This window comes from Streptomyces griseoloalbus (assembly GCA_014650015.1).
Classification (GTDB): domain Bacteria; phylum Actinomycetota; class Actinomycetes; order Streptomycetales; family Streptomycetaceae; genus Streptomyces; species Streptomyces griseoloalbus.
Genome location: BMUD01000028.1, coordinates 1 through 26,999, shown reverse-complemented (window position 1 = coordinate 26,999; position 26,999 = coordinate 1). Strand labels below are relative to the sequence as shown.

Sequence of the window (26,999 nt, the reverse complement as noted above, 5' to 3'; positions counted from 1 at the left end):
CACCGTGAGCACGTCCGGCGCAGCCGCTACGCGTCGATGCGCGACCGGTCCAGCGTCGCCGCGGAGCTGGAGATGAACTCCTTGCGCGGGGCGACGTCGTTGCCCATGAGCAGGTCGAAGACCTGCTCGGCGGCCTCCAGATCGGTGAGGTTGATCCGGCGCAGGGTGCGGTGACGGGGGTCCATGGTGGTCTCGGCCAGCTGGTCGGCGTCCATCTCGCCGAGTCCCTTGTAGCGCTGGATCGAGTCCTTGTACCGGACGCCCTTGCTCTGGAACTCCATGAGCTTGTCGCGCAGCTCCCGGTCCGAGTACGTGTAGACGTACTTGTCCTGGCCCTTCTTGGGCTGGACGATCTCGATCCGGTGCAGCGGCGGCACCGCCGCGAACACCCGGCCGGCCTCGACCATGGGCCGCATGTAGCGGTGGAACAGCGTCAGCAGCAGCGTGCGAATGTGGGAGCCGTCGACATCGGCGTCGGTCATCATGATGATCTTGCCGTAGCGCGCCGTGTCGATGTCGAAGGTCCGCCCCGACCCGGCCCCTATGACCTGGATGATCGCGCCGCACTCGGCGTTCTTCAGCATGTCCGTCACGGACGACTTCTGAACGTTGAGGATCTTTCCGCGGATCGGCAGAAGCGCCTGGAACTCGGAGTTACGGGCGAGCTTCGCCGTGCCGAGCGCGGAGTCGCCCTCGACGATGAACAGCTCGCTGCGGTCGACGTCGTCGCTGCGGCAGTCGGCGAGCTTGGCGGGCAGCGACGAGGACTCCAGGGCCGTCTTGCGGCGCTGCGCGTCCTTGTGCTGACGGGCCGCGATGCGGGTGCGGGCCGCCGCGACGGCCTTTTCCATGACCACCCGGGCCTGCTGGGCGGCGTCGCGCTTGGTGGAGGTCAGGAATGCCTTGAGCTCCTTGGCGATCACGTTGTTCACGATGCGGCGGGCCGCCGAGGTGCCGAGGACCTCCTTGGTCTGCCCCTCGAACTGGGGCTCGGCCAGGCGGACCGTGACCACCGCGGTGAGACCCTCGAGGGCGTCGTCCTTGACGATGTCGTCCTCGGCCACGCGCAGCATCTTCTTGGCGCGCAGCACCTCGTTCATCGTCTTGGCGACGGCCTGCTCGAAGCCGGCGACATGGGTGCCGCCCTTGGGGGTGGCGATGATGTTGACGAAGGACCTGAGAGTGGTGTCGTACCCGGTTCCCCAGCGCATCGCGACGTCGACGCCGAGCTCGCGGGTCACCTCGGTGGGCGTCATCTGGCCGTACTCGTCGAGCACGGGGACCGTCTCCTTGAAGGTGCCCTGACCGGTGAGGCGCAGGGTGTCACAGACGGGCCTGTCGGTGGCCAGGAACTCGCAGAACTCGCTGATACCGCCGTCGAAGCGGAAGGATTCCTCGCCCTTGCTGCCCCCCTCGCCGAGCCCGAACTCGTCACGGACGACGATGGTCAGGCCGGGCACCAGGAACGCGGTCTGGCGCGCGCGCTGGTGCAGCGTCTCCAGGGCGAGCTTGGCGTCCTTGAGGAAGATCTGGCGGTCGGCCCAGTAGCGCACGCGCGTGCCGCTGCGGGCCTTGGGGATCTTCTTGGTCTTGCGCAGCCCGCTCCCGGCCTCGAACTTCGCGTCCGGCCCCAGGGCGGCGAAGGCACCGGGGACCCCGCGGCGGAAGCTGATCGCGTGGGTGTGCCCCCCGCGGTCCACCTCGACGTCCAAGCGTGCGGAGAGGGCGTTGACGACGGACGCGCCGACGCCGTGCAGACCGCCGGAGGCGGCGTACGAGCCGCCTCCGAACTTGCCGCCGGCGTGCAGCTTGGTCATGACGACCTCAACGCCGGAGAGGCCGGTCTTGGGCTCGACGTCGACCGGGATGCCGCGGCCGTTGTCCCGGACCTCCACCGAGCCGTCGTCGTGGAGGACCACGTCGATGTGGTCGCAGTAGCCTCCGAGGGCCTCGTCCACGGAGTTGTCGATGATTTCCCAGAGGCAGTGCATCAGACCGCGGCTGTCGGTCGATCCGATGTACATACCGGGGCGCTTCCGCACGGCCTCGAGCCCCTCGAGGACGAGCAGGTGCCGCGCGGTGTAGTTGGAACCGTCCCGGTCTGCTCCTGCCAGCAGCGCTGTGGACGGCACGGACGTCTCGGCGGTCACGCGGTTCGCTCCTCGCTGAATTTCGAATGGGGCCCTCATGGGTAAGGGCGTGGCTTCAGTCACCGGTGAGAGGGTACCGAGGCCTGGTAGAGCCGTTGTAACGCCACCCTCGTCTGCGCCCACCCTAGTCGAGGGTCGTATGTCTGTTCGATCCCTCGATGGAGTGAAGCACACATCACGTTCCCTTCCAGGCATGAACCATTTAGGCTCCGGGCACGTCCTCATGAACAACCGGCAACCCAGCCGGGAGGGCCGACCACCGATACGACGCGAATCCGTACGACACAGAGAAACGCACTACGGCACATTCGCCGCCAACCGGCAACAGCCACCCACCTCGGAAAGATTTTTTCGGAGAGAAGCCACGAGCGGGAACGTTTTGGGGCTGGTTGGATGTTGACCCTGGTACGACAGCTCGTCGAGCTAGAGAAGAGGCGACGTGACTACTGTTCTGACCCCCGCGAGCCCACTGACGGCCGCCGATCGCTGCGACCGCTGCGGCGCCCAGGCATACCTGCGCGTCGTCCTGCTGAGCGGCGGAGAACTGCTCTTCTGCGCCCACCACGGCCGCAAGTTCGAGCCGGAACTCAAGAAGATCGCCGCTGAGATACAGGACGAGACGGAGCGGCTGACCGCCCCTCCGGCGACCACTTCCGACGAAGAGCGCTGACACCTCGCGTCCGACGACGAGCAGCCCGGCACAGGCCGGCGAACGGGCGGCTGCCTCCGAAGCAGAGGCAGCCGCCCGTCTCTTCCTACCCGGACGCGCCCGGGACCGGGCCGGATCCCTCCGTTCCGACCCCGGGTCACTCCGGACCGACCCCGAGCCCCCAGGCCGACCCTGAACCCGGAGCCGCGCTTCTGATCCCCTTCAGGCCTGCGGCCACCCAAGGGCCCGCAGGATCTTGGAAACACGTGTATACACCCCTGGGCTGCCCGCCCAGCCGCACCCTGCCCCCCACGACACGAGGCCTATGAGCCGCCCCTGGGCCACCAGCGGCCCGCCGCTGTCCCCCTGACAGGCGTCACGGCCCCCTGCCGCCTCCCCCGCGCACAGCATCGTCTCGGCGCGGTAGGTGCCCTCGGAACCGCCCGGATACGCGCTCTCGCACACCGCGTCGGGCTGCACCCGTACGCGCGCCGCGTGGAGACTTCCGGCATAGGCGCCGGACCCCGTGGTGTCCCCCCACCCGTAGACCGTGGCGGTCGTACCTGCCCGGTAGGCGGGGTCTCCCGTCCCCGCCATGGCTATGACCGAGCTCGAGGGGAGCGGCTCGGCCAGGGTGAGCACGGCGAAGTCACCGACGTTGGTGGCACTGTCGTAGCCGGGGTTCACCCAGGCGTCACGTACGGCGACCTCCCGGCCGCGGTCCGAGAGCAGTTCCGTGCGCCCTGTGATCACCCTGAGATCCCGCACGCGGTCCGGTGTCGCCCCCAGCACCTCCTCGTCCATGCAGTGGGCCGCGGTGAGCACGGTAGTCGGGCCGACCGCCACACCCCCGCAGAACTGTCCCGCTCGCGTACCGCCGAACCGGTCACGACTGGAGAGGGCCACCGTCCACGGACTGTCCGACACATCGACGGGAAAACCGCCCACGACGATGCTGTCGGCGGCCGCCGGGAGAGCCGAGGCCAGCGGTATGACGGTCCCGGCGGCCGCGAGGGCCAGCGGCCGGGCCAGCGCCCGGACAAGAAGACGTCGCATGCGCGCTCCTCACACTGGGGTGATCCTGAAACACCCAGAGTGAGCGAGCCCACCCGAGCCCGCACCCGCGCGCCGGCATGGAGGCCCGGCTCCCGACAACGGGACCCAGGGCCTTGACGGACGGGCGCACGCAGGTTCGTCGTGGCAGCCCCGGACCAGTCGAGGTGGTCCCGTCCGAGGTGCAGAAGCAGCTGCGGCGCGGCGTCGGCCAGGTCGGCCTGAGTGCCGGGACGCACCTGGTGCCTGTTGCCGTGCCGGTCGTACGCGCTGCGGCGAAGTCCCTTCCCCGCCGGCTCAGCCGCCCGCGTCGGCCTCGCATACGAAGCGCCCCCGGCCCGCAAAAAGCAGGTCAGGGGCGCCAGGTGGTGATGTGACTCAGTCGAGGTAGTCGCGCAGCACCTGGGAGCGCGACGGGTGGCGCAGCTTCGACATGGTCTTCGACTCGATCTGACGGATGCGCTCGCGCGTGACGCCGTACACCTTGCCGATCTCGTCGAGGGTCTTCGGCTGACCGTCGGTGAGACCGAAGCGCATGGAGACGACGCCCGCCTCGCGCTCGGACAGGGTGTCGAGGACGGAGTGCAGCTGCTCCTGGAGCAGCGTGAAGCTGACCGCGTCGGCCGGGACGACCGCCTCGGAGTCCTCGATGAGGTCACCGAACTCGCTGTCGCCGTCCTCGCCCAGCGGGGTGTGCAGGGAGATCGGCTCGCGGCCGTACTTCTGGACCTCGATGACCTTCTCGGGGGTCATGTCGAGCTCCTTGGCCAGCTCCTCCGGGGTGGGCTCGCGGCCCAGGTCCTGGAGCATCTGGCGCTGCACACGCGCCAGCTTGTTGATGACCTCGACCATGTGCACCGGGATACGGATGGTGCGGGCCTGGTCAGCCATCGCGCGGGTGATCGCCTGGCGGATCCACCAGGTGGCATACGTGGAGAACTTGTAGCCCTTGGTGTAGTCGAACTTCTCCACCGCGCGGATCAGACCGAGGTTGCCCTCCTGGATGAGGTCCAGGAAGAGCATGCCGCGGCCGGTGTAGCGCTTGGCCAGGGAGACCACCAGCCGGAGGTTGGCCTCCAGCAGGTGGTTCTTGGCGCGGCGCCCGTCCTCGGCGATGATCTCCAGCTCGCGCTTGAGCTTCGGCGCCAGCTTGTCGGAGTTCGCCAGCTTGTCCTCGGCGAACAGACCCGCCTCGATGCGCTTGGCGAGCTCGACCTCCTGCTCGGCGTTGAGGAGGGGCACCTTGCCGATCTGCTTGAGGTAGTCCTTGACCGGGTCCGCGGTGGCGCCGGCGGCGGCGACCTGCTGGGCGGGCGCGTCGTCCTCGTCCTCGTCCGAGAGCACGAAACCGGCGTTCTCGGCGCCCTCGGGCTCCTCCGCGGCCTTGGTCTCCTCGAGGACCTCCTCGTCGACCAGCTCGGCGTCGTCCTTCTTGGCCGTGGTCTTCTTGGCGGCCGTCTTCTTGGCCGTGGTCTTCTTCGCGGGCGCCGCCTTCTTGGCGGCGGTCTTCTTGGCAGCCGCCTTCCTGGCGGGCGCGTCGTCCTCGGCGGCGGGGTCCCCGGCGGGCGCCGTCGGCCCGGCGGTGGCGGTGGTCTTCCGGACGGTCGCCGTCTTGGCCGCGACCGTCTTGGTGGCGGTGCGCTTGGCGGGACTCTTCGCTGCGACGCTCTTTCGGGTGCGCTTGGGCTCTGCGGCACTGACCATCAGCGTCACACCCTCTTCCTCGAGGATCTGGTTGAGGCTGCGCAGTACGTTCTTCCACTGAGTGGCCGGAATCTGGTCAGCTTCGAAGGCCCGACGCACGTCATCGCCGGCGATCTGCCCCTCAGCCTTTCCCCGCTCAATGAGCGCCATGACAGAGACGGACTCGGCGATCTCCGGCGGGAGCGTACGGGATGTGCTGGCCGACACGAACAACCTCTCGGAACGTTGGAAAACGGCTTCCGGCCCCTTCCACAGTGGACAGGAGCCGACCGCCGGCTTGCGGATGGGCCGACGGCGCGGGCGGGTGCCGGGAAGATGCACAGCGCCATGAACGGCGTCCGTATTCCTTCCGCGGCTGTCACCTCTTAGGTCATCGCGTTCTTCCCAGGAGCGTTACGCCCAATCCGCGTGGCCCGAGTCACACCCCGTAAGTACCCATAAATGGTCAGACAAGACAAACGCACCCACCGGGGGCGGTGAGGTCACCTCTTCACATCTCGCCTGCCCGACTTGCCGTCGGACCCCGCGGGATCGTCGATGATCCCACGGGGTCCGACGCGGGACGGCTCAGCGGTGGGGCGCCGCCACAGGAGGGGGATGGCGTGCCGGACCGCGCCGTCCGCGGAACGCGGTCAGTGCTCGCGCGGGGCGGGCACCACACGTTCCACCTCGGGGTGGACCGTCAGAAGTTGGCGCATGGCCGCCTCGGCCGCCGCGCCGTCGCCGCCGGCGATGGCGTCGACGATCCGGCCGTGGTGCCCGAGCGATGTCTCGTTCGGCCGCTCACAGCCCGTGACCGGACCGCCCGAGACCTGGAGCGCGGCGGACACGATCCCGGAGAGGTGCTCCAGCATCCGGTTGCCGGCGATCTGGATGAGCACGGAGTGGAACTCGGCATCGGCGCGGGCGAACGTGAGAGCGTCACCCTGCCCCAGCGCGTGGCCCATGATCTCCACCATGTCGGACAGGCGCTGCTGGACGTCCTCCCGCCCGTGGCCGGCCGCCAGGCGGGCGGCGAGCGGCTCGATCGTCCAGCGGAGCTCGCTGAGCTCACGGCGCTGGTCGTCCCGCTGCGGCCCGAAGGCCCGCCACTCGATGATGTCCGGATCGAGGAGATTCCAGTCACTGACGGGGCGCACGCGCGTGCCGACGTTCGGCCGGGCGCTGACCAGGCCCTTGGCCTCCAGGACACGGAGCGACTCGCGGACGACGGTGCGGGAGACCTCGAAGCGCTGGCCGATCTCCTCGGGCACCAGGGGGCGGTCGGCCCCCAGGTCCCCTGAAACGATCATCTGACCCAACTGCTGGACGAGTTGGCCGTGCAGTCCGCGCCCGCGGTTGCCCGTGGCGCGCCGGCCCACACGGCCCAGTTCCGGATCCGCGCTTTCCCAGACGGGGGCCCCGACGCGGTCGGCGGCGGGCGCCTCGGCATAGGGGTAGCGGTCGAGTTCGCCCGGGCTCGCGAGGCCGGAGTCTGCGGAGCGGGCGGCGGTCATCATGGTGTGCGCAAGGGTACTCACGCATCCTTTGTCGGCGCCGCTTCCAACTCCCTTGAGGTCTTTGGTGAAAAGCACACGAAAGGGTGATCGCTCACCCCGTCGCAATTGACGCCTTATCGGAAAGAAATGGGCTTTCTGCTGGGAGTTGCAGGCAAGGACGGTCCGAAGCGCTCACGGACGGTCATCATCGGACTCGGCTTCGCAGATTGGTGAGCAGGTACGCGCAGAGCAGCGCCGCCAGCGACAACGCCAGGGCGCCTCCCACGGGTTGGGCGACCAGCCGCAGCACCGCGTCGAGATGGTGCTCACCGCCGAAGGGCCACCGGAACGGCAGCCCGTCACGCGACCGCGCCGAAACCAGTGCCGGGGTGCGCACCGACGGCCCATCCGTCGCCTTGCGCACGAGGGGCACGACGACCAGGGGCACGGCGACGACCGCGGCGAGACCTGCGGTCGTGGACCGGAACACGCCCGCGGCCAGCACGCCGGCACAGGCGCACCCCGTCACGAGCCCGAGCCAGCCGGCACTCAGCGGGAGCCAGTCGGCGGGAGCCTCGACGACCTCCCGTCCGTAGACGAGATAGAGCACTTCGGCATCGCACCCGACGGTCAGGACGGCCAGCACCAGTGCGGTGAGCGAGGCGACGAGGAGTTTGGCGGTCAGCAGCCCCAGCCTCCGGGGCACGGTGCCGCGGTCCGCCGCCAGCGCGGGGTGACGGAACTCGTCACCGAAGGCCAGCGCGCCGAGCAGCCCCGCGCCGAGCGCCGCGGGCGGCAGCGGCAACTCCCTCGGCCAGGCGGCCAGCAGGCGCGGCTGCGGGGTGTGCCCGACGCGTGCCAGCAGTACGGCGGTGAGCGCGGACACGAAGAGCACACCCGCCCCGATCAGGAACCCCGTGCGGACGCCCGTGGCGCGGCGGATCTCGTAGCGCAGGGGGCGCAGGGGCCTGGGCGCGGGACGGACGGCGATGAGGGGTGGCAGCCTGTCCCCCGTGTCGGCCCTTCCCCTGGCCCGGCGCGACCGGGCGCCGACGGCCGGCCGGGCGTCCTCGGCGGCGGAGTCCTCCTGCGCTTTACCGTCGCGGGGCACCGACATGGGTGTGCCCGCGCCGCCGGCGGGAACACCGGGGTGGCGCTGCGGTTCGGTGGCGGGGGCCGGTTGCGGGTCGGCCGTCGCGTGCCGCGGTGCGCCGGCGGGGGGCGACGGTGGGCGCGTGGTGGACGACGCGGATTCGTCGGCGCCAGGTCCGGTGCTGTCGGCCGGGGTCGCCTCGTCGTCCGCCGCCCGGTCGGTCACCCCGGCGCCGGGACCCATGTCCGCGACCTCGTGCGCCAGTTGGTGGACGACGATGCCGTTCCGGAACGCGGTCTCGCCGACGTCCGCGCAGGTACTGCCGTAGACGCAGAGGCGGTTGCCGCCCTCCCGCACGACCTCCACGGACCGCTGTGCGGCGCGGGCCTCCTGCGCGAGCAGCGCGGCAAGGCGGGCGGCATGCGGGCTGCGGACGGCGACGCGGGGGCGCAGCCGGGTTCGCGAGAAGTCCGCGGCCTCCTGGTCGGCGACGAGTCTTCCCGACTCCAGCGTGACCACGCGATCCGCGACACGGGCGGCCTCCTTGGGGTCGGCCGTCGTGCACAGGACCGTGCCGCCCTGGTCCGCGTGCGCCCGGAGCATGCCGTACAGCCAACGGTTCTCCCGGACGGAGAGGCCTCGCGCGGGGTCGTCGAGCACGAGTGTGTGCGGGTCCGGCAGCAGCGCGCAGGCCAGTCCCAGGCGGCGGTCCATGCCACGCGACAGGGTGCCCAGGCGTTCGTCGCGCAGGCTCACGAGCCCCACCGCTTCGAGGACTTCGTCGGCACGGCGCCCCGGGACTCCCGCGGCGGCGCACAGCATGCGCAGGTGCCCGCGGACGGTGCGGGCGGGGTGCCCCGGCACAGCGCCCAGCAACACGCCGACTTCGCGGGCGGGATGGGGGATGCGGTGCAGGGGGCGGCCTCTGAAGTAGGTGATGCCACGGCCGCGTTGGAGTTCGAGCATGAGCCCGAGCGCCGTCGTCTTGCCGGCGCCCGGTGCTCCGAGCAACACGGTGACGCGGCCAGCGTGCGCCTCGAAGGAGACGTCGTCGACGGCGGGCGGGAGCTCTTTGCGGGTGCTGCTGGTCAGTCCGATGGCCTGGATCACCCGATGCAAGATAGCGTGCCATATCGGGTTTTTCGGGCACCCAAGGCTCGCTGCCGGACGGGGCGTGCGGGCTGCCGGGCCCGTCGGTCGATCCGGTCGCCCCCGTGTCAGACCTCGGGGCGCAGCATCGGGGGGTTCAGCAGGGTGGCTCCGCCGGCCCTGAAGAGCTGGGCGGGACGGCCGCCCTGCCGGGTGGTCGTGCCACCGGTGGGTACCAGGAAGCCCGGTGTGCCCGTCACCTTGCGGTGGAAGTTGCGGGGGTCGAGCCCCACGCCCCAGACCGCCTCGTAGACACGGCGCAGCTCGCCCACGGTGAACTCGGGTGGGCAGAAGGCCGTCGCCAGCGACGAGTACTCGATCTTGGAGCGGGCGCGCTCCACTCCGTCCGACAGGATCTGGGCGTGATCGAAGGCGAGCGGCGCGGCCGCTTCTCCGTCCCGGCCGTAACCGCCCTGCTGCAGCAGTTCCCCGACGGGTGCCCAGCGTGCGTTGCTGGCGTCACCGCCCGCCCGCGGGGCGGGCAGGTCGGGGGCGAGGGCCAGGTGAGCGACGCTGACGACACGCATCCGGGGATCGCGTCCGGGATCGCCGTAGGTGGCGAGCTGCTCCAGGTGAGCGCCGTTGTCCTGGGCGGGGACGGCCGGGTCGTGCACCCGCAGCCCCGTTTCCTCGGCCAGTTCCCGGGCCGCGGCCTGCGCCAGATCCTCGTCCGCCCGCACAAACCCGCCGGGGAGTGCCCAGCGCCCCTGGAACGGAGGTTCGCCCCTGCGTACCGCGAGCGCACACAGAGCGTGGCGGCGCACGGTCAGGACGACCAGATCCACGGTGACGGCGAAGGGTGGAAAGGCTGACGGGTCGTAAGGCATGCCGCGATCATAGTCGTCTGCCTGACGATAAACACTCCGCTCGCCGGTCGTACCGATGGCTGATCCGCTTCGGTTCGGCACGGCTCTCACCGCGCTCGCGCGGTCTCCGCATGCACCCGCCCGCTCGCCCTGTGCGGCTCCCTTCCACCAGGTCACACCCCCAGCTGCAGTCCGTCGGCGGCTTCTTCGACCATGGCGAGACCGAGCCGGCCGACCCGTACGGCGAAGGGGGCGCCCGCGACGCGCAATCCCGTGAGAACGACCTCCCCCAGGGGAGCGCTGCGCACCGGTCGCAGCGTGACCGTTCGGGCCGGGGCGTCGGGGCGGATCCCCGCGAGGGTGGTCAGCAGCAGGACTGCGGAGGCCGCCGCCGTGGCCGCGGGGCGGCAGGCCGCCGGGTGCGGGAGCGGGGCGCCGCCTTCGGTCCGCGGCTCTCCGGCGTACATCTCGGGCAGCCGGTGGCCGAAGGCCTCGGCTGCCGCGAGAACGCCCCGCAGCAGCGACGCCGCCTCCTTCTCGTAGCCGGCGGCGGCGAGTCCCGCGACGGCGAGCGCCGTCTCGTGGACCCGCACGGCGCCGGTGCGGTGACCGAACGGGTTGTGGCCCGCTTCCTTCACGCCCAGTCCGCGCAGCCCCCAGCCCGAATCCAGGTCGGGGCCGCCCAGCAGCCGGGCCAGCCGCTCGGTGCGCACCTGGTCGAGGAGGCCCGGCGCGAGGCCGCCCCCGCCCAGCAGTCCGGTGTCGAGGAGGTGCGCGACCGGGGCGCCCAGATGGGGGACGAGGCGACCGTCCGGGGCGCGGGCTGCCGCCGGCCGGTCTCCCCGCAGGTCGTCGATCCAGAAATCGTCGCGGAACGCCCCGCGCAACGCCTGCGCCCACTGCCGCAGTCCGGTGCCGCCCGGTCTGCCGTACGCGTCGAGCAGGTCGGCTCCGAGCAGCGCCGCCCTGTGGGCGTGGGCCTGTGTCTCACAGCGGACGGCCCCGCCGGGTTGCGGGTCGGGCAGATAGACTCCGTCACCCACCGTGGTCCGCAGCCAGGTCAGACACCGTTCGGCGGCCGGGAGCAGTTCCTCGGTCTCGCGTTCGGGGAGCCCCCAGCGGCGGGCCTCGGCCAGGAGGACGGGGAAGAGCAGCGTGGCCTCCGTTCCCGTGCAGCCGGGGGGCAGATGCGGGCCGGCGTCGCGGCGGGGGCCGGGGATCATGCCGGACTTCGGTCCGGGTCCGGCGATCTGGGTGCGGGCGAGCGTGCGCAGGGTGCCCGCGGCGAGACCGGTGCCGAGGGGCAGTGCCATCCGGGCCGCGGCGAGGGCCTCCGCCGGGGCGAGTCCGCAGCGCCAGGGCACGCCGGCCGCGAGGTGGAGGTCGGCGGGGTGCGCCGCGTCCCGCAGCAGAAGGGCCCGGAGGTCGTCGACGCTCGTCCGCAGCAGGGCGGGGACCCGGGGGTCGTCTCCCGTCGCACACGCCGGGGCGAGCGGGCTGGTGGCGGCGCTGCCCACGGCACGCAGCGGTGCCGATCCGTCCGGCCGTACCCGCAACTCGACGCTCGCGCTGCCACCCGGGGGGAGGTCGAACTCCCATCGCAGCAGCCCGGCCGAGGCCAGCGCCTCGGTGGGCGGCGGTGCGGCCGTGACCGACACGCTCCCCTCGGCACCCGACCAGCGCAGGCCGCCGTCGCGGACGACGGCGGGCAGTTCGGGCCCCGCACGGCCCGAGGCGATCGCCCCGAGGGTGGCGAGATCGGTGCCCAGGGCCACCTCGAGCGGCAGGCGCAACGGACGCAGGGCCGCGCTGTGGAGCGTGATCCGTTCCGTGCCGTCGGCGCAGCGCGTCCGCTCGACGACCACGTCCGGGTCCGGGCCGCGTCCTTGCGGGGACACGCGCAGCGTTCCCACGAAACGGGCTCGGTCGGCGGCCTGCATCCGGGCCTGGACCGCGAGCGGTTCCCGCCCGGCGACACGGACCTGGCACCGGGACAGGAGGCGCCGTCCCGCGCGGTAGAACCCTTCCAGCCCGCTGCCCGTCTGCTGCCCCTGTTCCGCCGAGATGGCGAGGCCGGGAAGGGCGACGCAGATCAGGAGGGTGTGCGTGGGCGGCAGCTCGGCGAGCCGGTGACGGGCAGGGTGGTGCTCCCGCTGCGGTGAACGCGGAGCGCGCGGGGCGACGGCGGTGGGGCGAGGGACGCGGTCGGCGCGGGGGGCGTCCACCAGGGCTGCGGCAAGGTCGTCGGCAAGGGAGGGCGGAGCCTGCTGGTGCATGGGAGGGCTTTCTCTGCGCTCTGTGTGCCTCGGGTGGGCCCGGAGCCGACAGGCTTCGACCGGGCGGGTGCGATTCGGCGTCACGACCCGTCCGGCCGTTCCGCCACTCAGGTGAACGGCCCCGGCCGCCTCCTGGTCACGGCCAGGCCCGCCACCCTCGTGGCCGCGCGCCACGGCCCCTGTCCGCCCCGCCGCCCTCGCCGCCGTGATCACCACGGCTCACTCCTCCCCGTCACCGGTCTGCCGACCGGCCTGTGTCGCGCCGCCCCGCGAGACACCGCGCCGACGCCCGGTGCCCGGACCCACCGTGCCCGGACGCGACGTGCCCGGACGCGCCCCGCCGGGACGCGCGCCGCCGGGGCGGGTCCCTCGCTCGTCGCCGGCGCTCGGGCGTGCACCGCCCGGCGCGCCGCCTCCGGGGCGTGTGCCGCCCGCCGACGCACGCGGATACGGGAGCCGCCCGCTCGGCCGGTCTGCCTCCGTCCGCGTCTGGCGAGGGGAGCCGCTGTCGCTGCCGGTACCTGACGCACGCGTGCGGCATCGGCGGGGCAAGGGGGCCGCCCGCGGGCAGGGAACCGCGGGTTCGACGGCCGGCGGCTCGTCATCGCCCTCCTCGCGCAACTCGCTTCCCCCGGCCGGCTCGTCGGGCGTCCCCTTCCCGCGGCCCTCGCGTTCCGTTCGCAGGCACCGGCGGATGGACTCGGGGTCGAGGCCCTCGTTGCACGCCTGGTGCAGCAGACGGGCGAAGAGGTAGTCCGGGTCTGCTCCCAGCGCCATGGCGAGTGCCTCGCGGGCTTCCAGTTCGTCACCGGCCGACCAGGCGACCCACCCGGCGAGCGTGAGGGGTGCCGCGGCGTGTTCGCCGTACGGTCCGACGCAACGGCGCGCCAGGGCCCGCCACAGGCGAAGGGCCGGGCCGGCCTCGTCGCCCTCCATCCACTCGGCCGCGCGGTCGCGGGTGGTGCGGTCCTGGAGGCCGAGGATCAACGTCGCGGCCTCGTCGTGGCCGAGCAGTTCGTCGTCCCGCAGATCCGCCGGAAGCGTGCCGGGGGCGGGCGGTGCCTCGGCGAAGCGGCCCATGATCCGCTGGGCCAGCCCCAGTGTCTCCTCGGCGACCTCGTGCCGGCCCGCCGCGTCGAGGATCTTGGGGACGAGCGTCATGCCGGCGGCGTCCAGGGCGACCTCCTGTTCGACGGCGGCGGAGTGCTCCCACGGCAGGAGCCTGGCGCGCAGCTCGCGCAGGGTGCCGCGGACCTGGAGTCCGGCGTACGTGGCGGCGGCGGCCAGGACCGAGGTGCCGGGCAGGCCCATCGGTGTCCCCTCGGCCGGGCAGCAGCCCTGGTCGTCACAGCAGTACGACCAGAAGCGGCCGTCCGAGATGCACAGCGCCTCCACCACCGGGATGTCCAGGGCACCGCACTCCAGGCGCAGCGTGTGGGCGAGGGGCCCCAGCCGTTCCTTGACCTGTCGGCCGGTTTCGCCCCGGCCCGGCTCGTGGCAGAGGAAGACGACCATCTGCTGGGGGCGGGTGCCCCGGCGCTCGCTGCCCTTCACCAGGCCGTGGACCAGCTGACGGGCGGCGGAGGGCCAGTCGTCCGCGTGGGCGGGGATACCGAGCCGGGCACGGCCGCCGAACCGGCCCTTCCCGTCCTTTTCGTGCAGGGCGACCAGCACGATGCTGTCCTCGGGGCGGTAACCGAGCAGGTAGGGCAGGGCGTCGGCGAGCTCGGCGGGGCTGCGCAGGGTGACCTGCTGTTCGTCGCCGTGGCTGTCGTACGCGGTGCAGGTGGGGTTCTCCGGGCGCGGCGCGCGGTCCTTCCCGCCGCCGTTCGCCGAGGGATCGGTGGACTCGGGGCGGCCCGCGCATTCGTCCGGCTGCGGGGTGCCGGCACGCTCATGCCCGTCGCGCCCGGGGATGCCACTGTTGTCGGGGTGTCCGGTCGTCTCGCTGTGGTTCGTCATGCGAAGACGATCTCTCGGATTGCGACATTCCGCTTCACCCTGTGGATAAGTCCGATCAGGGACATGCCACTGATGTCGGGGCGTGCCCGGAGATCGACGGCCGCACTCGCGGGACGCTCGACCGGGCGTCCCCGCCGAGCACCGGCAGGAAGGGTTCGTGGCCCGGTCGACGCGACCGCATGGTGCGACTGCCCCGGAGTGAACACCCGGGACCTGCCGTCCCTCCGCCTGGGCGGCCCGCGCCTGACGCCCACACGGGGTTCGTGAGCACGACCTCGGGGCCGGCCGGCGTGCGCGGCACGCCGTGCCGGCCGGTCCCCGGGCTCGCGGGGGCGCTCCTCACGCCTCGGCCGGGCAGCACACCCAGGGGACGGGGAGGCTCAGCCTGCCGAAGCGAGGACCAGCGGCAGGACGTCCGCGCCGCCCGCCCGGCGGATCATGCGGGCGGCGACCGCGAGGGTCCAGCCCGAGTCGGTGAAGTCATCCACGAGCAGGACGGGGCCGGGCGAGCGCGCCAGGGCGCCGGCCAGTTCCTCGGAGACCGTGAAGGCGCCCGACAGCGCCCTGAGTCGCTGGGCGGAGTTGCTGCGGCGCGCCGCGTGCGCCCCGCCCGACCCGGTGTACGTCAAGGTGCCCAGGAAGGGGAGACGGCCGATGGCCGCGATCCCCTGGGCGAGCGAACCGACCAGCTGCGGGCGGGCCAGGGACGGCACGGCGACGACTCCCACCGGCCGGGCGGCGGCCTCCGGGTCGTTCGACGCCCAGCCGCCGGGAGAGCGTGCCCAGTCGGCGAGGACGGCCACCGCGGCCTGGAGCACGTCGTCGGGAACCGGGGCGTCGGGCGCGTTCTCGGCCAGCAGCGGGCGCAGCCGGTTGCCCCAGCCGATGTCCGACAGCCGGCCCAGGGCACGCCCGGTGGAGCACTGCTCCTTGGCCGGGATACGTCCCTTGAGGTCGACGCCCAGCGCGGGCATTCCCGTCGGCCACATCCGGCGCGGCTCGACCTCCACGCCCGGGCGGTCGAGTTCCTTCGTCGCTCCCGTCAACGCCTCGGCCGAAACGAAGGAATCGGTCCAGGCCCCCGCGCAGTTGTCACAACGCCCGCACGGGGCCGCGCCCTCGTCGTCCAGTTGCCGGCGCAGGAACTCCATCCGGCACCCGGACGTGCCCACGTAGTCGCGCATGGCCTGTTGCTCGGCCGCGCGCTGCCGGGCGACCCGGGCGTACCGCTCGGAGTCGTAGGCCCACTGCTCGCCGGTGGAGATCCAGCCGCCCTTCACCCGCTTGACCGCCCCGTCCACGTCGAGCACCTTCAGCATGGTCTCCAGACGGGTGCGCCGGAGATCCACCACCGCCTCCAGGGCCGGCACGGACAGCGGCCGGCCCGCGTCGGCGAGGGCCGTCAGGGTCTGGCGGACCTGCGCCTCGGGCGGGAAGGCGGTGTCGGCGAAGTAGCGCCAGACGGCCTCGTCCTCCCTGCCGGGCAGCAGCAGCACATCGGCGTGGGCCACACCACGCCCCGCGCGGCCGACCTGCTGGTAGTAGGCGATCGGCGAGGACGGCGAGCCGAGATGGACCACGAAGCCCAGGTCCGGCTTGTCGAAGCCCATGCCCAGCGCCGATGTCGCGACCAGCGCCTTGACCCGGTTCTCCAACAGGTCGGTCTCGGCCTGCAGCCGGTCCGCGTTCTCCGTGCGCCCCGTGTAGGAGGCCACCACGAAGCCGCACTGCCGCAGGAAGGCGGTGGCTTCCTCGGCCGCGGCCACCGTGAGCGTGTAGATGATCCCCGAGCCCGGCAGCTCGTTCAGATGCTCGGCGAGCCAGGCCAGGCGATGCGCGGCGTCCGGCAGCCGCACCACCCCCAGCCGCAGGCTCTCGCGCTCGAGCGGGCCGCGCAGCACCAGGGCCTCACCCACGCCGGTGCCCAGCTGCTCGGCCACGTCCGCGGTGACCCGCGCATTGGCCGTGGCGGTGGTGGCCAGCACCGGCACGCCGGGGGCGAGCTCGGCGAGCATCGCCCGCAGCCGCCTGTAGTCGGGGCGGAAGTCGTGGCCCCAATCGGAAATGCAGTGCGCCTCGTCGACCACCAGGAGACCGGTCGTGGCCGCGAGCCGGGGCAGCAACTGCTCGCGGAAATCCACGGAATTGAGGCGTTCCGGACTGACGAGGAGAATGTCGGTCTCACCACGCTCGACCTCTCCGTGGATCGACTCCCATTCCTCGGGATTGGCCGAGTTGATCGTGCGCGCCCGGATACCGGCCCGCGCCGCCGACTCGACCTGGTTACGCATCAGCGCCAGCAACGGCGAGACGATCACCGTCGGGCCCGAGCCGCGTCGGCGCAGCAGGGCGGTGGCGACGAAGTACACCGCCGACTTGCCCCAGCCGGTGCGCTGCACCACCAGCGCGCGCCGGCGCTCCCGCACCAGAGCCGCCACGGCCTGCCACTGATCCTCCCGCAACCGGGCCGCACCCGCCGGGGCACCGACGAGCTCGGCGAGGATGGCATCGGCTTCGGTACGCAGCTCCAGGTCGTCCATGCCCCCATGCAACCCGATGACAGGGACAATCGGCCACTTCACCGCACGTGACACCCGCCTCGCCCCCCATCGGCGGGGCCGAGGGTTCGCCGTACCCAACGGGTGGGGATATTAGCCGTGGAACATCCGATATCGGTCTGCTGTCCCAATTGCTCGTTGCCGCATCCCAGTTCGACAGGAAGAATTGAAGTCCGCACCCGCACGGCACGCCCCGCCGATCAGGTTGGGCTCCGTTGCGTGCGCGCTCCCCCGAATCCGACCCCGCCCGTAGTCTGGGCGTAGCCGAAGGGAGGACCGTGACCTTCGGATTCGCTCCGTCCTCGGCGGCATCGCTGTCGACGCCCGCCGCTTCCGCCAACCGCGTGCTCGAACCCGCGGAGTGGGCCGCCGCGGGAATCCCGCTGCTGCGCAGTCCGCGCGAGGTCGTCAGCGGCCTGCACGCCCGGCACCGTCCCGGGCCGGCGACGGCGGTCGTCGCCGTGCTCGACCCGGACGAGCGGCTGCGGGCGAGCGCTTCGTTCACCCGACGCAGCGCGTCGGCGGACGGCTGGATGCTCCGCAACGCGCTGCTGGCCCAGTTGCGCCGGGTCATCCCGCACGACCTGAGGCGCCGCACACCGGTGCGCACCGCCGTGCTGCTCTACTGCCGTGACGGCGACGCGCGTTGGACGGAGGAGGACGGCGCGTGGATGTGGGGGCTGCGGGACGCCTGCACCCTGCACGGGCTGCGCTGCGGGGCGTACATCACGCTGACCCGTGACGGCTGGCAGGTGCTCGGCGAGGGGCGTGGTGGCCGCCACCCCAGTGCCGGCTCGGCCCCGGAGCCGTTCGCCACGTCCGAGGCACCGCCCCGGATCCCGCGCACCGGCGGCGCCGCATCGGAGGTTCTGCGCCGCGCGGCGGCACGCTGACGTCACACCCGTGCCGCCCCGGTCCCCCATGTGTGGCTCGGGTCGCGGAACGGCACAACGCGTCCGCCGCACACGACGTCGGGCCGGCCCGGCACGGGCAGGGCGGCCGAGACACCCGCACTACGGCACCTCCGGCCCCGGGCACGCCGAGTCGCCGACCGTGCGGACGCCGCGACCGCGGCGCTCACGTCCCTTCGGCGTCCGTCCGGACGCCGTGGTGTCGGCTCAGACGCCCGCGCCCAGCACCGAGTTGACCCACTGCGGGTCGCCGCAGACGATCAGCAGGGCGCCGGCCCGGGCCTGAGCCACCGACAGGGCGGAGGCGGCCACGGACTCCGGACCGCCGTTGACGGCGACCACGACGACGGGCCGCACGCCGACACGGTCCGCGACCTGGGCGTCCGTGTAGAAGACGTCGTCGCCGGCGTCGTGCTGGGCCCAGTAGGAGGCTTCACCGAAGGACAGTTCGTGGGTGGCCCACGGGTGCGGCTCGCCGGTGGTGATCACCAGCACGTCGCTGGGGGCACGGCCCGCGTCCAGCAGCAGGTCCACGGCCTCTTCGGCGGCGTCGAGCGCCCCCTGGGCCGAGGCCGGGATCAACTGGAGCTGCGGGGTGGCCGCGGCGGGCGCCGACGGGCCGGGCTTGGCCGCGTCGCGCGACGCACGCTGCACCGGCGGCGCGGGCCGCGGCGGGCCGGGACGGCCGGGACGCGACGGAGCCGCGGGGCGGGGACCGGGTACGGGGCGGGGGGTCGGCGCGGTGCGGCCGCTGGCCGGCGTGGCGCGGGGACCCTGGGCACTCTCGTGAATCTGAGGCTCCTCGGGAATGAGAGGCATGAGCTGATTTTTATCAAACACTGGTACGGCTCGCACCGGCGGGTGGCACATGAGTGCGAGCGGTTCGTCAGAAGTCGAAGCCGAGCTGACCCTCGATTTCCGGAACGCGCGCGTCCGTCCAGCTGCGGACCTTCTTGAGGTGCCGCCACTGGGGCAGCGCATCAAGATACGCCCACGACAACCGGTGGTACGGAGTGGGTCCCCGGACCTCCAGTGCGGCCTTGTGCACGGGAGACGGATACCCGGCGTTGTCCGCGAAACCGAAGTCTGCATGGTCGATGCCCAGTTCGGCCATCATTTTGTCGCGCCGGACCTTGGCGATCACCGAGGCCGCCGCGACGGCCACGCACGACTGATCGCCCTTGATCACCGTGCGGACCTTCCAGGGGGTTCCGAGGTAGTCGTGCTTGCCGTCGAGTATCACCGCGTCCGGACGGACCGGCAGTTCCTCCAGCGCACGCACCGCCGCCAGCCGCAGGGCTGCCGTCATCCCCAGGTCGTCGATCTCCTCGGGAGAGGCGTGCCCCAGGGCGTAGGACGTCACCCAGCCCTCGAGCACCTCGGCGAGCGCGGTGCGCCGTTTGACGGTGAGGAGCTTGGAGTCGGTGAGACCGTCCGGGGGCCGGCGCAGTCCGGTGATCGCCGCGCAGACGGTGACAGGGCCGGCCCACGCGCCGCGCCCCACCTCGTCGACACCTGCAATGATCTTCGCCCCGGTCGTGGCGCGAAGGGAGCGCTCGACGGTGTGAGTAGGTGGTTCGTACGGCATGGCGCCCTTAGCGTACGCCGCCGGGAACGACCCGCAACACCCCGGTTCCCCGAGTGACGTCGGCGTCTCCCCCGCTCTCCGATCAGGAGCCGCCCTGCCGCAGCAGCGGAACCATCAACTGGTCGATCATTTCCTCCAGATCGACATCCAGCCATTCACTGCCGCACATCTTGGAGCGGTACATCATCATCGCCGGGATGGCGTCGAAGACATATCCGTTCGCCGCGTCGGCACGCACCTCTCCCCGCTCGATTCCCCGCTCAATCACCTCGCGCAGCATCTTGATGGTCGGTTCCACGACACCCTCGAAGATGACGGCATGGAAGCTCTCCGCCTGCGCGGCATCACATTCGTAAATCACCGAACGCACGGCGGATCCCGACGGCGAGAACATCGCGTCGCGCGCCCGCCGGCACAGGTACAGCAGATCCTCACGCACGCCCCCGAGGTCCGGTACCGCGTCGAAACGCGGCAGTCCGGCCCTCAGGGCATCCGCGACCAGATCTTCCTTGGACGGCCAGCGCCGGTAGACGGCGGCCTTTCCTGTCTGGGCCGCCGCGGCGACGCCCTCCATCGTCAGGCCGCTCCAGCCGACCGTGCTGAGCTGCTCCAGGGCGGCATCGAGGATCGCGCGTTCCAGCACGGCACCGCGGCGACGGGAAGCGGCCGTCTGAGCCTGGGCGGCCACCCAGCTCGAAGTAACCATCTGACTCTCTCCAACGAGCAGTGGAAGCGGGCATTTCCGGGGATGTGGCACGCGCCGCGCGGCGACTGAGGGGGACGCACCGAGCGACGCCACATTAAGTGAACGCTTGCGTTCACTGTCGGGGACTCATACCGTTGACGCAACAGTGAACGCGAGCGTTCACTGACGCACTCGTGGGGGACCCATAGTGACAACCTCTTCTTTGATTCAGGACCGGAAGCCAGGTGCGGCCCGCCGGGACGGACATCCCGGCATCGCGCTCACCGTCATCGCGGCCTGCCAACTCATGGTGGTACTCGACGCGACGATTGTGAACATCGCGCTGCCGCACATCCAGAACGCTCTCGAGTTCAGCACCACCGACCTCACCTGGGTGGTCAGCGCGTACACCCTGACCTTCGGTGGCCTGCTGCTGCTCGGCGGCCGGGCGGGCGACATCCTCGGCCGCCGCCGTGTCTTCATGACCGGCATCCTGCTGTTCACCCTCGCCTCGCTGCTCGGCGGGTTCGCCCAGGAGCCGTGGCAGTTGCTGGCCGCGCGCGTACTGCAGGGCGTGGGCGGTGCGATCGCGTCGCCCACCTCGCTGGCGCTCATCACCACCACGTTCCCCGAGGGACCCGAGCGCAATCGGGCCTTCGGTGTCTTCGCGGCGGTCTCCGCGGGCGGCGGCGCCATCGGCCTGCTCGCCGGCGGCATGCTCACGGAGTGGCTCGACTGGCGGTGGGTGCTCTTCGTCAATGTGCCGATCGGCCTGCTGATCGCCGTCCTCACGCCGATGTACATCAACGAGTCCGAGCGGCACACCGGCCGTTTCGACATCGCGGGTGCGGTGACCTCGACGGCCGGTATGGCCTCCCTCGTCTACGGCTTCATCCGCGCGGCGGAGGAGGGCTGGCGGGACAGTCTGACCATCGGCTCCTTCGTGGCGGCCGTGGTCCTGCTGGTGGCCTTCGCGCTGATCGAGTCCCGGGCCAAGGAACCGATCACCCCGCTGCGGATGTTCGCCGACCGCAACCGCTCGGGCACGTATGTGATCATGCTCAGCCTGGCCGCGGCGATGTTCGGCATGTTCTTCTACATCGTTCTCTTCGTGCAGAACGTGCTCGGATACAGCCCGATCGAGGCCGGTCTCGCCTTCCTGCCGGTGACGGTGGTGATCGCACTCGGGGCGGGCCTGTCGCAGCGGTTCCTCCCCGTCTTCGGCCCCAAGCCGTTCATGCTCATCGGTTCGGCGCTGGCCGCGACCGGACTGGCCTGGCAGGCGCTGATCAGCTCCGACAGCTCCTATGTCAGCGGCATCCTCGGCCCGATGCTGATCTTCGGCTTCGGTATGGGCCTGAACTTCGTGACGCTGACGCTCACCGCGGTCTCCGGGGTGGCCCAGCACGAGGCCGGCGCGGCGTCCGGCCTGCTCAACGCGACCCAGCAGGTGGGCGGGTCGGTGGGCCTGGCCCTCCTGACGACGGTGTTCGGCACGGCCGGCCGGGACGAGGGCGAGAAGCAGATGGCGAACTTCCTCGCCGAGGGGACGCCGGAGCAGAAGGCGGAATTCGCCCAGACGCACCAACTGCCCGCCCCCTGGGGCCACGAGGTGCTCGCACAGGGCATCTCGACGGCCTTCATCCCGGCTGCCGCGATGGCCGTTCTCGCTCTGGCCACCGCTTGGTTGGTCATCCGGGTCCGCAAGAGCGACCTGGAGGCGCTGTCCGGCTCGGCCGGCCCCGGCATCGGCTGAGAAGGAGGCACCGCGGATCCGGCCCGGCAGTTTCCCGGCCGACGTCACGGGCGTCGGCCGGGAAGCGCCGGGCCGACCCGCGAGCCGCAGCACCACGGCTCCCAGGGCGAGCGGAACGAAGAACAGCCTTTTCACGATCACCCCCCTCCCCTCCCGACGACGCTCTGGCACGCCGCCCTCTACACGTGTGAGGCCTCATGCCTCACACAGTGGCTGCTTCGACAACGAGCGGCCGGTTACGGAGAGTTCCCGGGATACACAGAGAGTTCTCGATGCCGGCATCAGTCTGTCGTCTGACGGCCATCTCTCGTCAGTCCCAGGAGTTGAAGAGCACTCCGCCCAACGTGGTGATGCGGTAGGCGCGAACCGCGCGCCACTCGACCCGGGTCAGGACCGAGGTGTCGACATCCGAGAGGGGCATAGTGAGCTGGGCCCGATTCAGCACTGTGAATCCCAGGTCACCGAAGGTGTGGGCCCAAGGTGGCGGTGCCAGGAACTCCTCGGTGTACCAGTCCCGGCGTTCCTGAGCGAATGCGATCCAGGGGTGGTAGGCGTGACACAGGATGACGCACTCGCCTGTGTCGTCCAAGACCGTCGCGGTGTGAAACGTGCGCGGATACGCCTGATCCTCCAGCTCACCCACCTTGCCTCCGACAGCGCGGGCGGCTGCGTACACCGCGGTGCGAAAGGTTGAAAGATCGGTCTCGGGAAGCGGGCCGTCCTTCGGGCGGAAGAAGCCCGACGCTCCCCGCGGAAGAGTGAAGCCCGCGTTGTCGTCGTTGAGCATGTGCTCATGTTGAGCATGTGCTCATCTTGCCCATGCGTCTGGGCGGGCTGAGCTGTGGCGTCATGCAGTGCGGCGTGGCTCTGTTCCTGACTTGTGGTGCGCTGGGCGGGCGTATGCCCCGCCGCCAGGACGCGTCCGACATCGTGGCGTGGTGCCGCTCGCCGGTTCTTCGGACCGGAACCTTGAACGACGAGCTCAGACCGCGGTCGGCATCCAGTCAGGCAGCGGCTCGACCCGGTCGGCCCACTCGGCGGGCGGCGACCCCGCCTTACCGGCCGCGACCACCCCGCCCACGATCGCGCAGGTCGTGTCGACGTCCCCGCCCACCTGCGCCGTGGTCCAGAAGGCCCGTTCGTAGTCGCCGAGGGCCCGGGCTGCCGACCAGAGCGCGAAGGGCACGGTGTCATGCGCCGTGGTGCGCCGTCCGCAGCCGAGCACGGCCGCGACGGTGGCCGCGTCTGCGTAGTCCAGCATGTCCCGGGCCCGGCGCAGCCCGGCACCGACCGCGCTCCTCGCGGGCACGAGCGCGATGACACCCCCGAGGAGGGCGTCCGCACCGGGCGGCCCACCGGGGGCGGCGGCGAGCGCGGCTGCCGCGGCGACGGCCATGGCACCGACCACGGCCTCGCGATGCTGGTGGGTGGGGTAGGCGGAGATCTCGGCCTGGTGGGAGGCCTGCTCGGGGTCGTCCGCGTACCAGGCGCCGAGCGGCGCGATCCGCATCGCGGCGCCGTTGCCCCATGACCCCTGTCCGTTGAAGAGCGCGGCGGCGAGCTCGCGCCAGTCACCGCCCTCACGGACCAGTCGCAGCAGCCGGCCGACCGCGGGGCCGTACCCCCGGTCGAAGTCCTGATGCCGGGCGAAGGACTGGGCGAGGGCCTCCTGGTCGATCCGGTGATGCGTGGCCAGGACGGCGACGACGGAGCACGCCATCTCCGTGTCGTCGGTCCACTGCCAGGGTGCGGGAGGCAGTTCGCGGCGCTTGAGCAGCGGGTAGTTCACCGGCACGAAGAACTGCGAGCCGAGCGCGTCCCCCACCGACAGTCCGCGCAGGCTCGCCAGGGCGCGGTCCATGCGCCCGGCGAAAGAGGAATCAGTGGTCATCGCCCTGCCACTCTATCCGGTGACTCCCTGTCATCCGGTGATCCCGTACGGTTCCGGATCTCGCCACCGTTTGAACCGTCGATGGAGGCAAGGGCACCGTTGCCATCCGGTGCCGAGGGCTCCGTCAGCAACAGCTCCGGCATCACCGTGCACCGTACCTGCAACGCCACCTTGTCGGGTCCGGCAGCGCCGTCCCGGGAAAGCCGGCCAATCGCCCCATCACGGCTTCCAGGCCACCAGTCGCCCCCCACTTGACCCAGTGGTTCATCAGGGTCGTGTAGGGCACTGAAGTCCCCAGATCGCGCCAGGGCACGCCGGTGCGGGCCTTCTCCAGGAAGGCCGCCAGTACATCCCGCGACGAGTAACGCGGCGAGAACCTGGGCACGATGTCCTCCACCTTCGCCCACGCCACATCCGTGAGAAGCGGAACGTCCAGGCCGCGCTCGACGAAGAACGCCATCGCCCGGCAGGGGCGTCCCGACGGGCGCGACGGCACCTCGCCCAGGATCACGATCTCGGCGCGCAGGAGATTGAACAGCTCCGCCTGCTCCTCCAGCGTCTTGTCCGCAAGGCGGACCCGCGCCTTCTCAGCCAGGGCGCCGAGCTGCTTCGCGGTGTCCTCGGCATCGACGCTGGTCTCTTTCCAGCTCTCGATCTCCATGCGCTGTTTGTGGAGGTCCGCCAGATCGGCATTCGGCTGAGCGGTCATCCTGGCGACGTACTTCTCGGCCTCCGCCCGGGACAGGCGTCGGGAGGCCGCCTGCTGCGTAGCGGCCATGAGCATGAGATCGATGGACTCTTCCAGCTCGGCGATGCGCTTGCCCAGGTCCTTCAGCCTGCTGTCGAAGTCGGCACCGGTCTCGGTCCTCTTCGCCAGGGCCTCCGTCGCCAGACGCTCCAGTTCCACCGGGTCCTCAAGGAACTCCCGCACGAGACGCCACGCCTCCCGCTCCACCGGCTCTACCCGGATGATCGGGCAGGTGCAGCGCCTGTCCTTAGGGATCTTGCTTCCGGCACCGCTACAGCGCATGGCCTTGAAGGGACTGCGGCCGTGCTGGTCGCCCTGACGGGACTTCCCCGCCCCGACGTACACGAGACCGCACGGGCTCGCGATACGACCGCCCAGGGTGTACACGAAGGTCTTCGGGGTCCGACGCCGAGGGCGCTGTGCTTTCGTCTCGGCAAGAGCCGCCAGTTCCCGCGAGGTGAGAACCGGCTTCAGCTTGATCTCGACGGCGGCCCCGTAACGGGGGCTCCCCGCCTTGTCCAGGACGACGTCCCGGGATCCGCGATGCACGATGACCGCTTCCAGAGTGGCCCGCGAGTTCAGAAGGTTGTGAACGGATCCGTAGTCCCACAGGGCACCGCTCTTACGGCGGTATCCGGCAGCGTTCAGGTCGCCGCCGGTCGTGTCATAGGACCGCGTGGCCACGAACCGGGACACCGCCAGGTGCAGGCCGTCGGCCTCGTGAAGGCCTACACATCCGCCGACGCAGTCGCACTCGTCGGGCTCCAGGCGGCTCTCGCCCTTCACAGGGCCTTCGTCCCGCGATGGGCAAGTCCTCGCCCATCTTCACGGCCATGGGCAAGCGCCTGGTGGCCGTCGGCTGCGGAAGGTACAAGGTCGGTCCGGGCCCGGTGCTCGGTCAGGCCGACGTGGACTCGTACGAGGCCTGGCAGAGGTCCTGCGGATTCACCGGATCGAGTGCCAAGTGGCCTCCAGGACCCACTTCGTGGGCCAAGCTCAAGGTCCCGAAGATCTGACTCTCGTACCCCACCCGTGGTGTCTCTCTGGCGAGAACGCCAACGCCCCCGGTCTCCCTCGTGGAGATCGGGGGCGTTTTCGTGTGTCTAGCTGGGGTTCTGGTTCTTGCTCTCCAACCACTCCGTGTAGTTGTACGAGGCACTGCTGCCCTGTTTGCCAGGGGAGATCTTCATGATCGCCTGGTTCTTCTCGGGGTTACCGCTGAGGTACGCCTCGGTGAGGACGTAGGGCAGGCCGTCCACCCGGAATCGGATACTTCCGTCGGGGTAGGCACTGACGCGAACCCTCCGGCCGTCGGGCAGGGTCACGGTCTCGGCGAAATGCGCCTTGAGGGGCTGATCAGCCATACAGACCTCCAGGTCTTACAGGCTCGACAGGAGCGGTCAGCGTATCGTCAGGCCCAGTTGGCCGAAAGGCAGTTGTCAGTCATCCAGGTCGATGACGAAGTCCGCCGCGGTGGTGTCGCCCAAACACCGTTTCCACTACTTCAGCGGCAGCTCGGCCAGCATGACCGCATACACCGGGGAGTCCGGGAACGGCTGGCGTTCACCGACCTTCCGGAAGCCCCAGGACTCGTACAGTTCCTGGACCTTGGGGTGCTCCGTGTCGACGAGCAGGACCGCGAGGTCCTCGTCCCTCCCGCCCAGCAGAGCTCGGCTTACCAGCTCAGCCATGCCCATCTTCCGATACTTCTTCCGCACTGCCAGTTCCGAATAGGAGAAGGTCCGGGACTTCTCGGGGGCAGGTTTCACATGTTCGCGCCACCACTCGCGCTCCGGGGCTGCCGGGGCGCCGTACGCGAAGGCCGTCGCCTCGTCGCCACCCCAGGCGATTACGCAGTCGAAGTCCGCGTTGCCGCCCCAGTGGTCGACGAACCAGGGGAAGCGCTGGTTGAACTCGTCATCCATCGCATCCGCGTAGGCGTCCGCATGGATGTCGATCAGCGTCTGGCGGATCTGCGGCAGGTCGCCATGCGTGTAGCGGCGGACGACCAGATCAGCGGCACTCAAGATCGGCTCCATTCGGATCGGAAGCGGTCTCCCCACTCTCGTGCGGTCCCGGCGTCCGGCGCAAGGGTGATCAAGTCCCGGTAGAAGTCACCGAGCAGGGAGCGCATCCGGCCCGGGAGGGGGTACCCCTCCATCAGGTCGAACACCGTGGACGCGGTGGCACACGCCTGATCGATGTCCCGCTGGTGGAGCTGGGCCAGGGAGAGCCGTCCCGTGGCCAGAGCGCGATTCCGGCGGAACTGCTTGGGGATGCTGGCCAGAGCCCGGTGGGAGGCGGCCTCAGCCCGGACCGGGTCTCCGATCCTGTCCCGGACGATCGCGGTAATGGCGGTCAGCTCGGCACTCCCGTAGAAGGCCACCCAGCTCGGCCGGGGCTCTTCGAAAGACACCTTCTCCAGGGCTTCGTGGGCGTACCCCAGTGAGGTTCCCCCGCTGCGTGGGAGTGGCTGACTAGCAGGTCAGGGCGGTTTGACGTGGTTTCAGGTTCACTGGTTCGGTCGCTGCCTGGCTGGCGT

22 protein-coding genes are annotated in these 26,999 nt (G+C 71.1%); 4 read left to right on the top strand and 18 right to left on the bottom strand.

Going from position 1 to position 26,999, the window contains the following annotated elements; translation table 11 throughout:
- Positions 1 to 26 precede the first annotated feature (26 nt).
- On the bottom strand, positions 27 to 2,150 hold the full coding sequence (locus IE178_RS30690) for a DNA gyrase/topoisomerase IV subunit B (RefSeq protein ID WP_184765900.1): 2,124 nt from the start codon (positions 2,148 to 2,150) through the stop codon (positions 27 to 29).
- 439 nt (positions 2,151 to 2,589) lie between these two features.
- On the opposite strand from IE178_RS30690, the gene IE178_RS30685 reads away from it, so the two are divergent.
- Positions 2,590 to 2,820 carry a DUF7455 domain-containing protein gene (locus IE178_RS30685; protein WP_184765899.1) on the top strand — a complete coding sequence of 77 codons (231 nt, stop codon included), beginning with the start codon at positions 2,590 to 2,592 and terminating at the stop codon, positions 2,818 to 2,820.
- 201 nt (positions 2,821 to 3,021) lie between these two features.
- Here IE178_RS30685 and IE178_RS30680 read toward each other — a convergent pair whose 3' ends face one another.
- From IE178_RS30680 to IE178_RS30645, 8 genes are all read right to left on the bottom strand, one after another.
- Positions 3,022 to 3,855, bottom strand: a complete 834-nt coding sequence (locus IE178_RS30680) for a S1 family peptidase (protein ID WP_193514518.1) — start codon at positions 3,853 to 3,855, stop codon at positions 3,022 to 3,024.
- Between the two features lie 375 nt (positions 3,856 to 4,230).
- Positions 4,231 to 5,763 carry an RNA polymerase sigma factor gene (locus IE178_RS30675; protein ID WP_184765897.1) on the bottom strand — a complete coding sequence of 511 codons (1,533 nt, stop codon included), beginning with the start codon at positions 5,761 to 5,763 and terminating at the stop codon, positions 4,231 to 4,233.
- Between the two features lie 425 nt (positions 5,764 to 6,188).
- Positions 6,189 to 7,076, bottom strand: coding sequence for a FadR/GntR family transcriptional regulator (locus tag IE178_RS30670; protein ID WP_184765896.1), 888 nt, complete (start codon positions 7,074 to 7,076; stop codon positions 6,189 to 6,191).
- Between the two features lie 163 nt (positions 7,077 to 7,239).
- Positions 7,240 to 9,237: an ABC transporter ATP-binding protein gene (locus IE178_RS30665; protein WP_193514517.1), complete on the bottom strand. Its 1,998-nt coding sequence runs from the start codon at positions 9,235 to 9,237 to the stop codon at positions 7,240 to 7,242.
- A gap of 107 nt (positions 9,238 to 9,344) precedes the next feature.
- The gene (locus IE178_RS30660) at positions 9,345 to 10,103 is read right to left on the bottom strand and encodes an NUDIX hydrolase (protein ID WP_193514516.1); all 759 of its coding nucleotides are present in this window, start codon (positions 10,101 to 10,103) and stop codon (positions 9,345 to 9,347) included.
- Positions 10,104 to 10,255: 152 nt separating this feature from the next.
- Positions 10,256 to 12,358, bottom strand: coding sequence for a glycogen debranching N-terminal domain-containing protein (locus tag IE178_RS30655; RefSeq protein WP_193514515.1), 2,103 nt, complete (start codon positions 12,356 to 12,358; stop codon positions 10,256 to 10,258).
- A gap of 219 nt (positions 12,359 to 12,577) precedes the next feature.
- Positions 12,578 to 14,320, bottom strand: a complete 1,743-nt coding sequence (locus tag IE178_RS30650) for a DUF4192 domain-containing protein (RefSeq protein WP_193514514.1) — start codon at positions 14,318 to 14,320, stop codon at positions 12,578 to 12,580.
- 380 nt (positions 14,321 to 14,700) lie between these two features.
- The gene (locus IE178_RS30645) at positions 14,701 to 16,860 is read right to left on the bottom strand and encodes a RecQ family ATP-dependent DNA helicase (RefSeq protein ID WP_193514513.1); all 2,160 of its coding nucleotides are present in this window, start codon (positions 16,858 to 16,860) and stop codon (positions 14,701 to 14,703) included.
- Between the two features lie 296 nt (positions 16,861 to 17,156).
- Here IE178_RS30645 and IE178_RS30640 point away from each other — a divergent pair, with 296 nt between their 5' ends.
- Complete coding sequence (locus IE178_RS30640; protein WP_184765890.1) at positions 17,157 to 17,771, top strand: hypothetical protein; 615 nt, start codon at positions 17,157 to 17,159, stop codon at positions 17,769 to 17,771.
- Positions 17,772 to 17,996: 225 nt separating this feature from the next.
- Here IE178_RS30640 and IE178_RS30635 read toward each other — a convergent pair whose 3' ends face one another.
- From IE178_RS30635 to IE178_RS30625, 3 genes are all read right to left on the bottom strand, one after another.
- A complete protein-coding gene (locus tag IE178_RS30635) occupies positions 17,997 to 18,608 on the bottom strand; it encodes a hypothetical protein (protein ID WP_193514512.1) in 612 nt (203 codons plus the stop codon).
- A 67-nt stretch (positions 18,609 to 18,675) separates the two neighbouring features.
- Complete coding sequence (gene rnhB / locus IE178_RS30630) at positions 18,676 to 19,377, bottom strand: ribonuclease HII (protein ID WP_184765888.1); 702 nt, start codon at positions 19,375 to 19,377, stop codon at positions 18,676 to 18,678.
- 82 nt (positions 19,378 to 19,459) lie between these two features.
- The gene (locus tag IE178_RS30625) at positions 19,460 to 20,083 is read right to left on the bottom strand and encodes a TetR/AcrR family transcriptional regulator (RefSeq protein WP_184765887.1); all 624 of its coding nucleotides are present in this window, start codon (positions 20,081 to 20,083) and stop codon (positions 19,460 to 19,462) included.
- Between the two features lie 187 nt (positions 20,084 to 20,270).
- On the opposite strand from IE178_RS30625, the gene IE178_RS30620 reads away from it, so the two are divergent.
- Complete coding sequence (locus tag IE178_RS30620; RefSeq protein WP_184765886.1) at positions 20,271 to 21,818, top strand: MFS transporter; 1,548 nt, start codon at positions 20,271 to 20,273, stop codon at positions 21,816 to 21,818.
- A gap of 310 nt (positions 21,819 to 22,128) precedes the next feature.
- Here the strand turns inward: IE178_RS30620 and IE178_RS30615 are convergent, their stop codons facing one another.
- The 3 genes from IE178_RS30615 to IE178_RS30605 form a co-directional block, all read right to left on the bottom strand.
- Positions 22,129 to 22,605: a hypothetical protein gene (locus IE178_RS30615; RefSeq protein ID WP_184765885.1), complete on the bottom strand. Its 477-nt coding sequence runs from the start codon at positions 22,603 to 22,605 to the stop codon at positions 22,129 to 22,131.
- 195 nt (positions 22,606 to 22,800) lie between these two features.
- Entirely contained in the window at positions 22,801 to 23,709 is a 909-nt protein-coding gene (locus tag IE178_RS30610) for an ADP-ribosylglycohydrolase family protein (protein ID WP_184765884.1), read from the bottom strand.
- Between the two features lie 142 nt (positions 23,710 to 23,851).
- The gene (locus IE178_RS30605) at positions 23,852 to 25,243 is read right to left on the bottom strand and encodes a hypothetical protein (protein ID WP_193514511.1); all 1,392 of its coding nucleotides are present in this window, start codon (positions 25,241 to 25,243) and stop codon (positions 23,852 to 23,854) included.
- 17 nt (positions 25,244 to 25,260) lie between these two features.
- On the opposite strand from IE178_RS30605, the gene IE178_RS30600 reads away from it, so the two are divergent.
- Positions 25,261 to 25,473, top strand: coding sequence for a peptidoglycan-binding protein (locus IE178_RS30600; RefSeq protein WP_438874424.1), 213 nt, complete (start codon positions 25,261 to 25,263; stop codon positions 25,471 to 25,473).
- Positions 25,474 to 25,560: 87 nt separating this feature from the next.
- On the opposite strand, the gene IE178_RS30595 is transcribed toward IE178_RS30600, so the two are convergent.
- From IE178_RS30595 to IE178_RS30585, 3 genes are all read right to left on the bottom strand, one after another.
- The gene (locus tag IE178_RS30595) at positions 25,561 to 25,821 is read right to left on the bottom strand and encodes a hypothetical protein (protein WP_184765882.1); all 261 of its coding nucleotides are present in this window, start codon (positions 25,819 to 25,821) and stop codon (positions 25,561 to 25,563) included.
- A 135-nt stretch (positions 25,822 to 25,956) separates the two neighbouring features.
- Positions 25,957 to 26,496, bottom strand: a complete 540-nt coding sequence (locus IE178_RS30590; protein ID WP_193514510.1) for an N-acetyltransferase — start codon at positions 26,494 to 26,496, stop codon at positions 25,957 to 25,959.
- Positions 26,481 to 26,903 (bottom strand): NsdA family TPR-like regulatory protein, encoded by a 423-nt coding sequence (locus IE178_RS30585; protein WP_498370650.1) that lies wholly within the window; start codon positions 26,901 to 26,903, stop codon positions 26,481 to 26,483. Before IE178_RS30585 ends, IE178_RS30590 begins: the two co-directional genes overlap by 16 nt.
- Positions 26,904 to 26,999 lie beyond the last annotated feature (96 nt).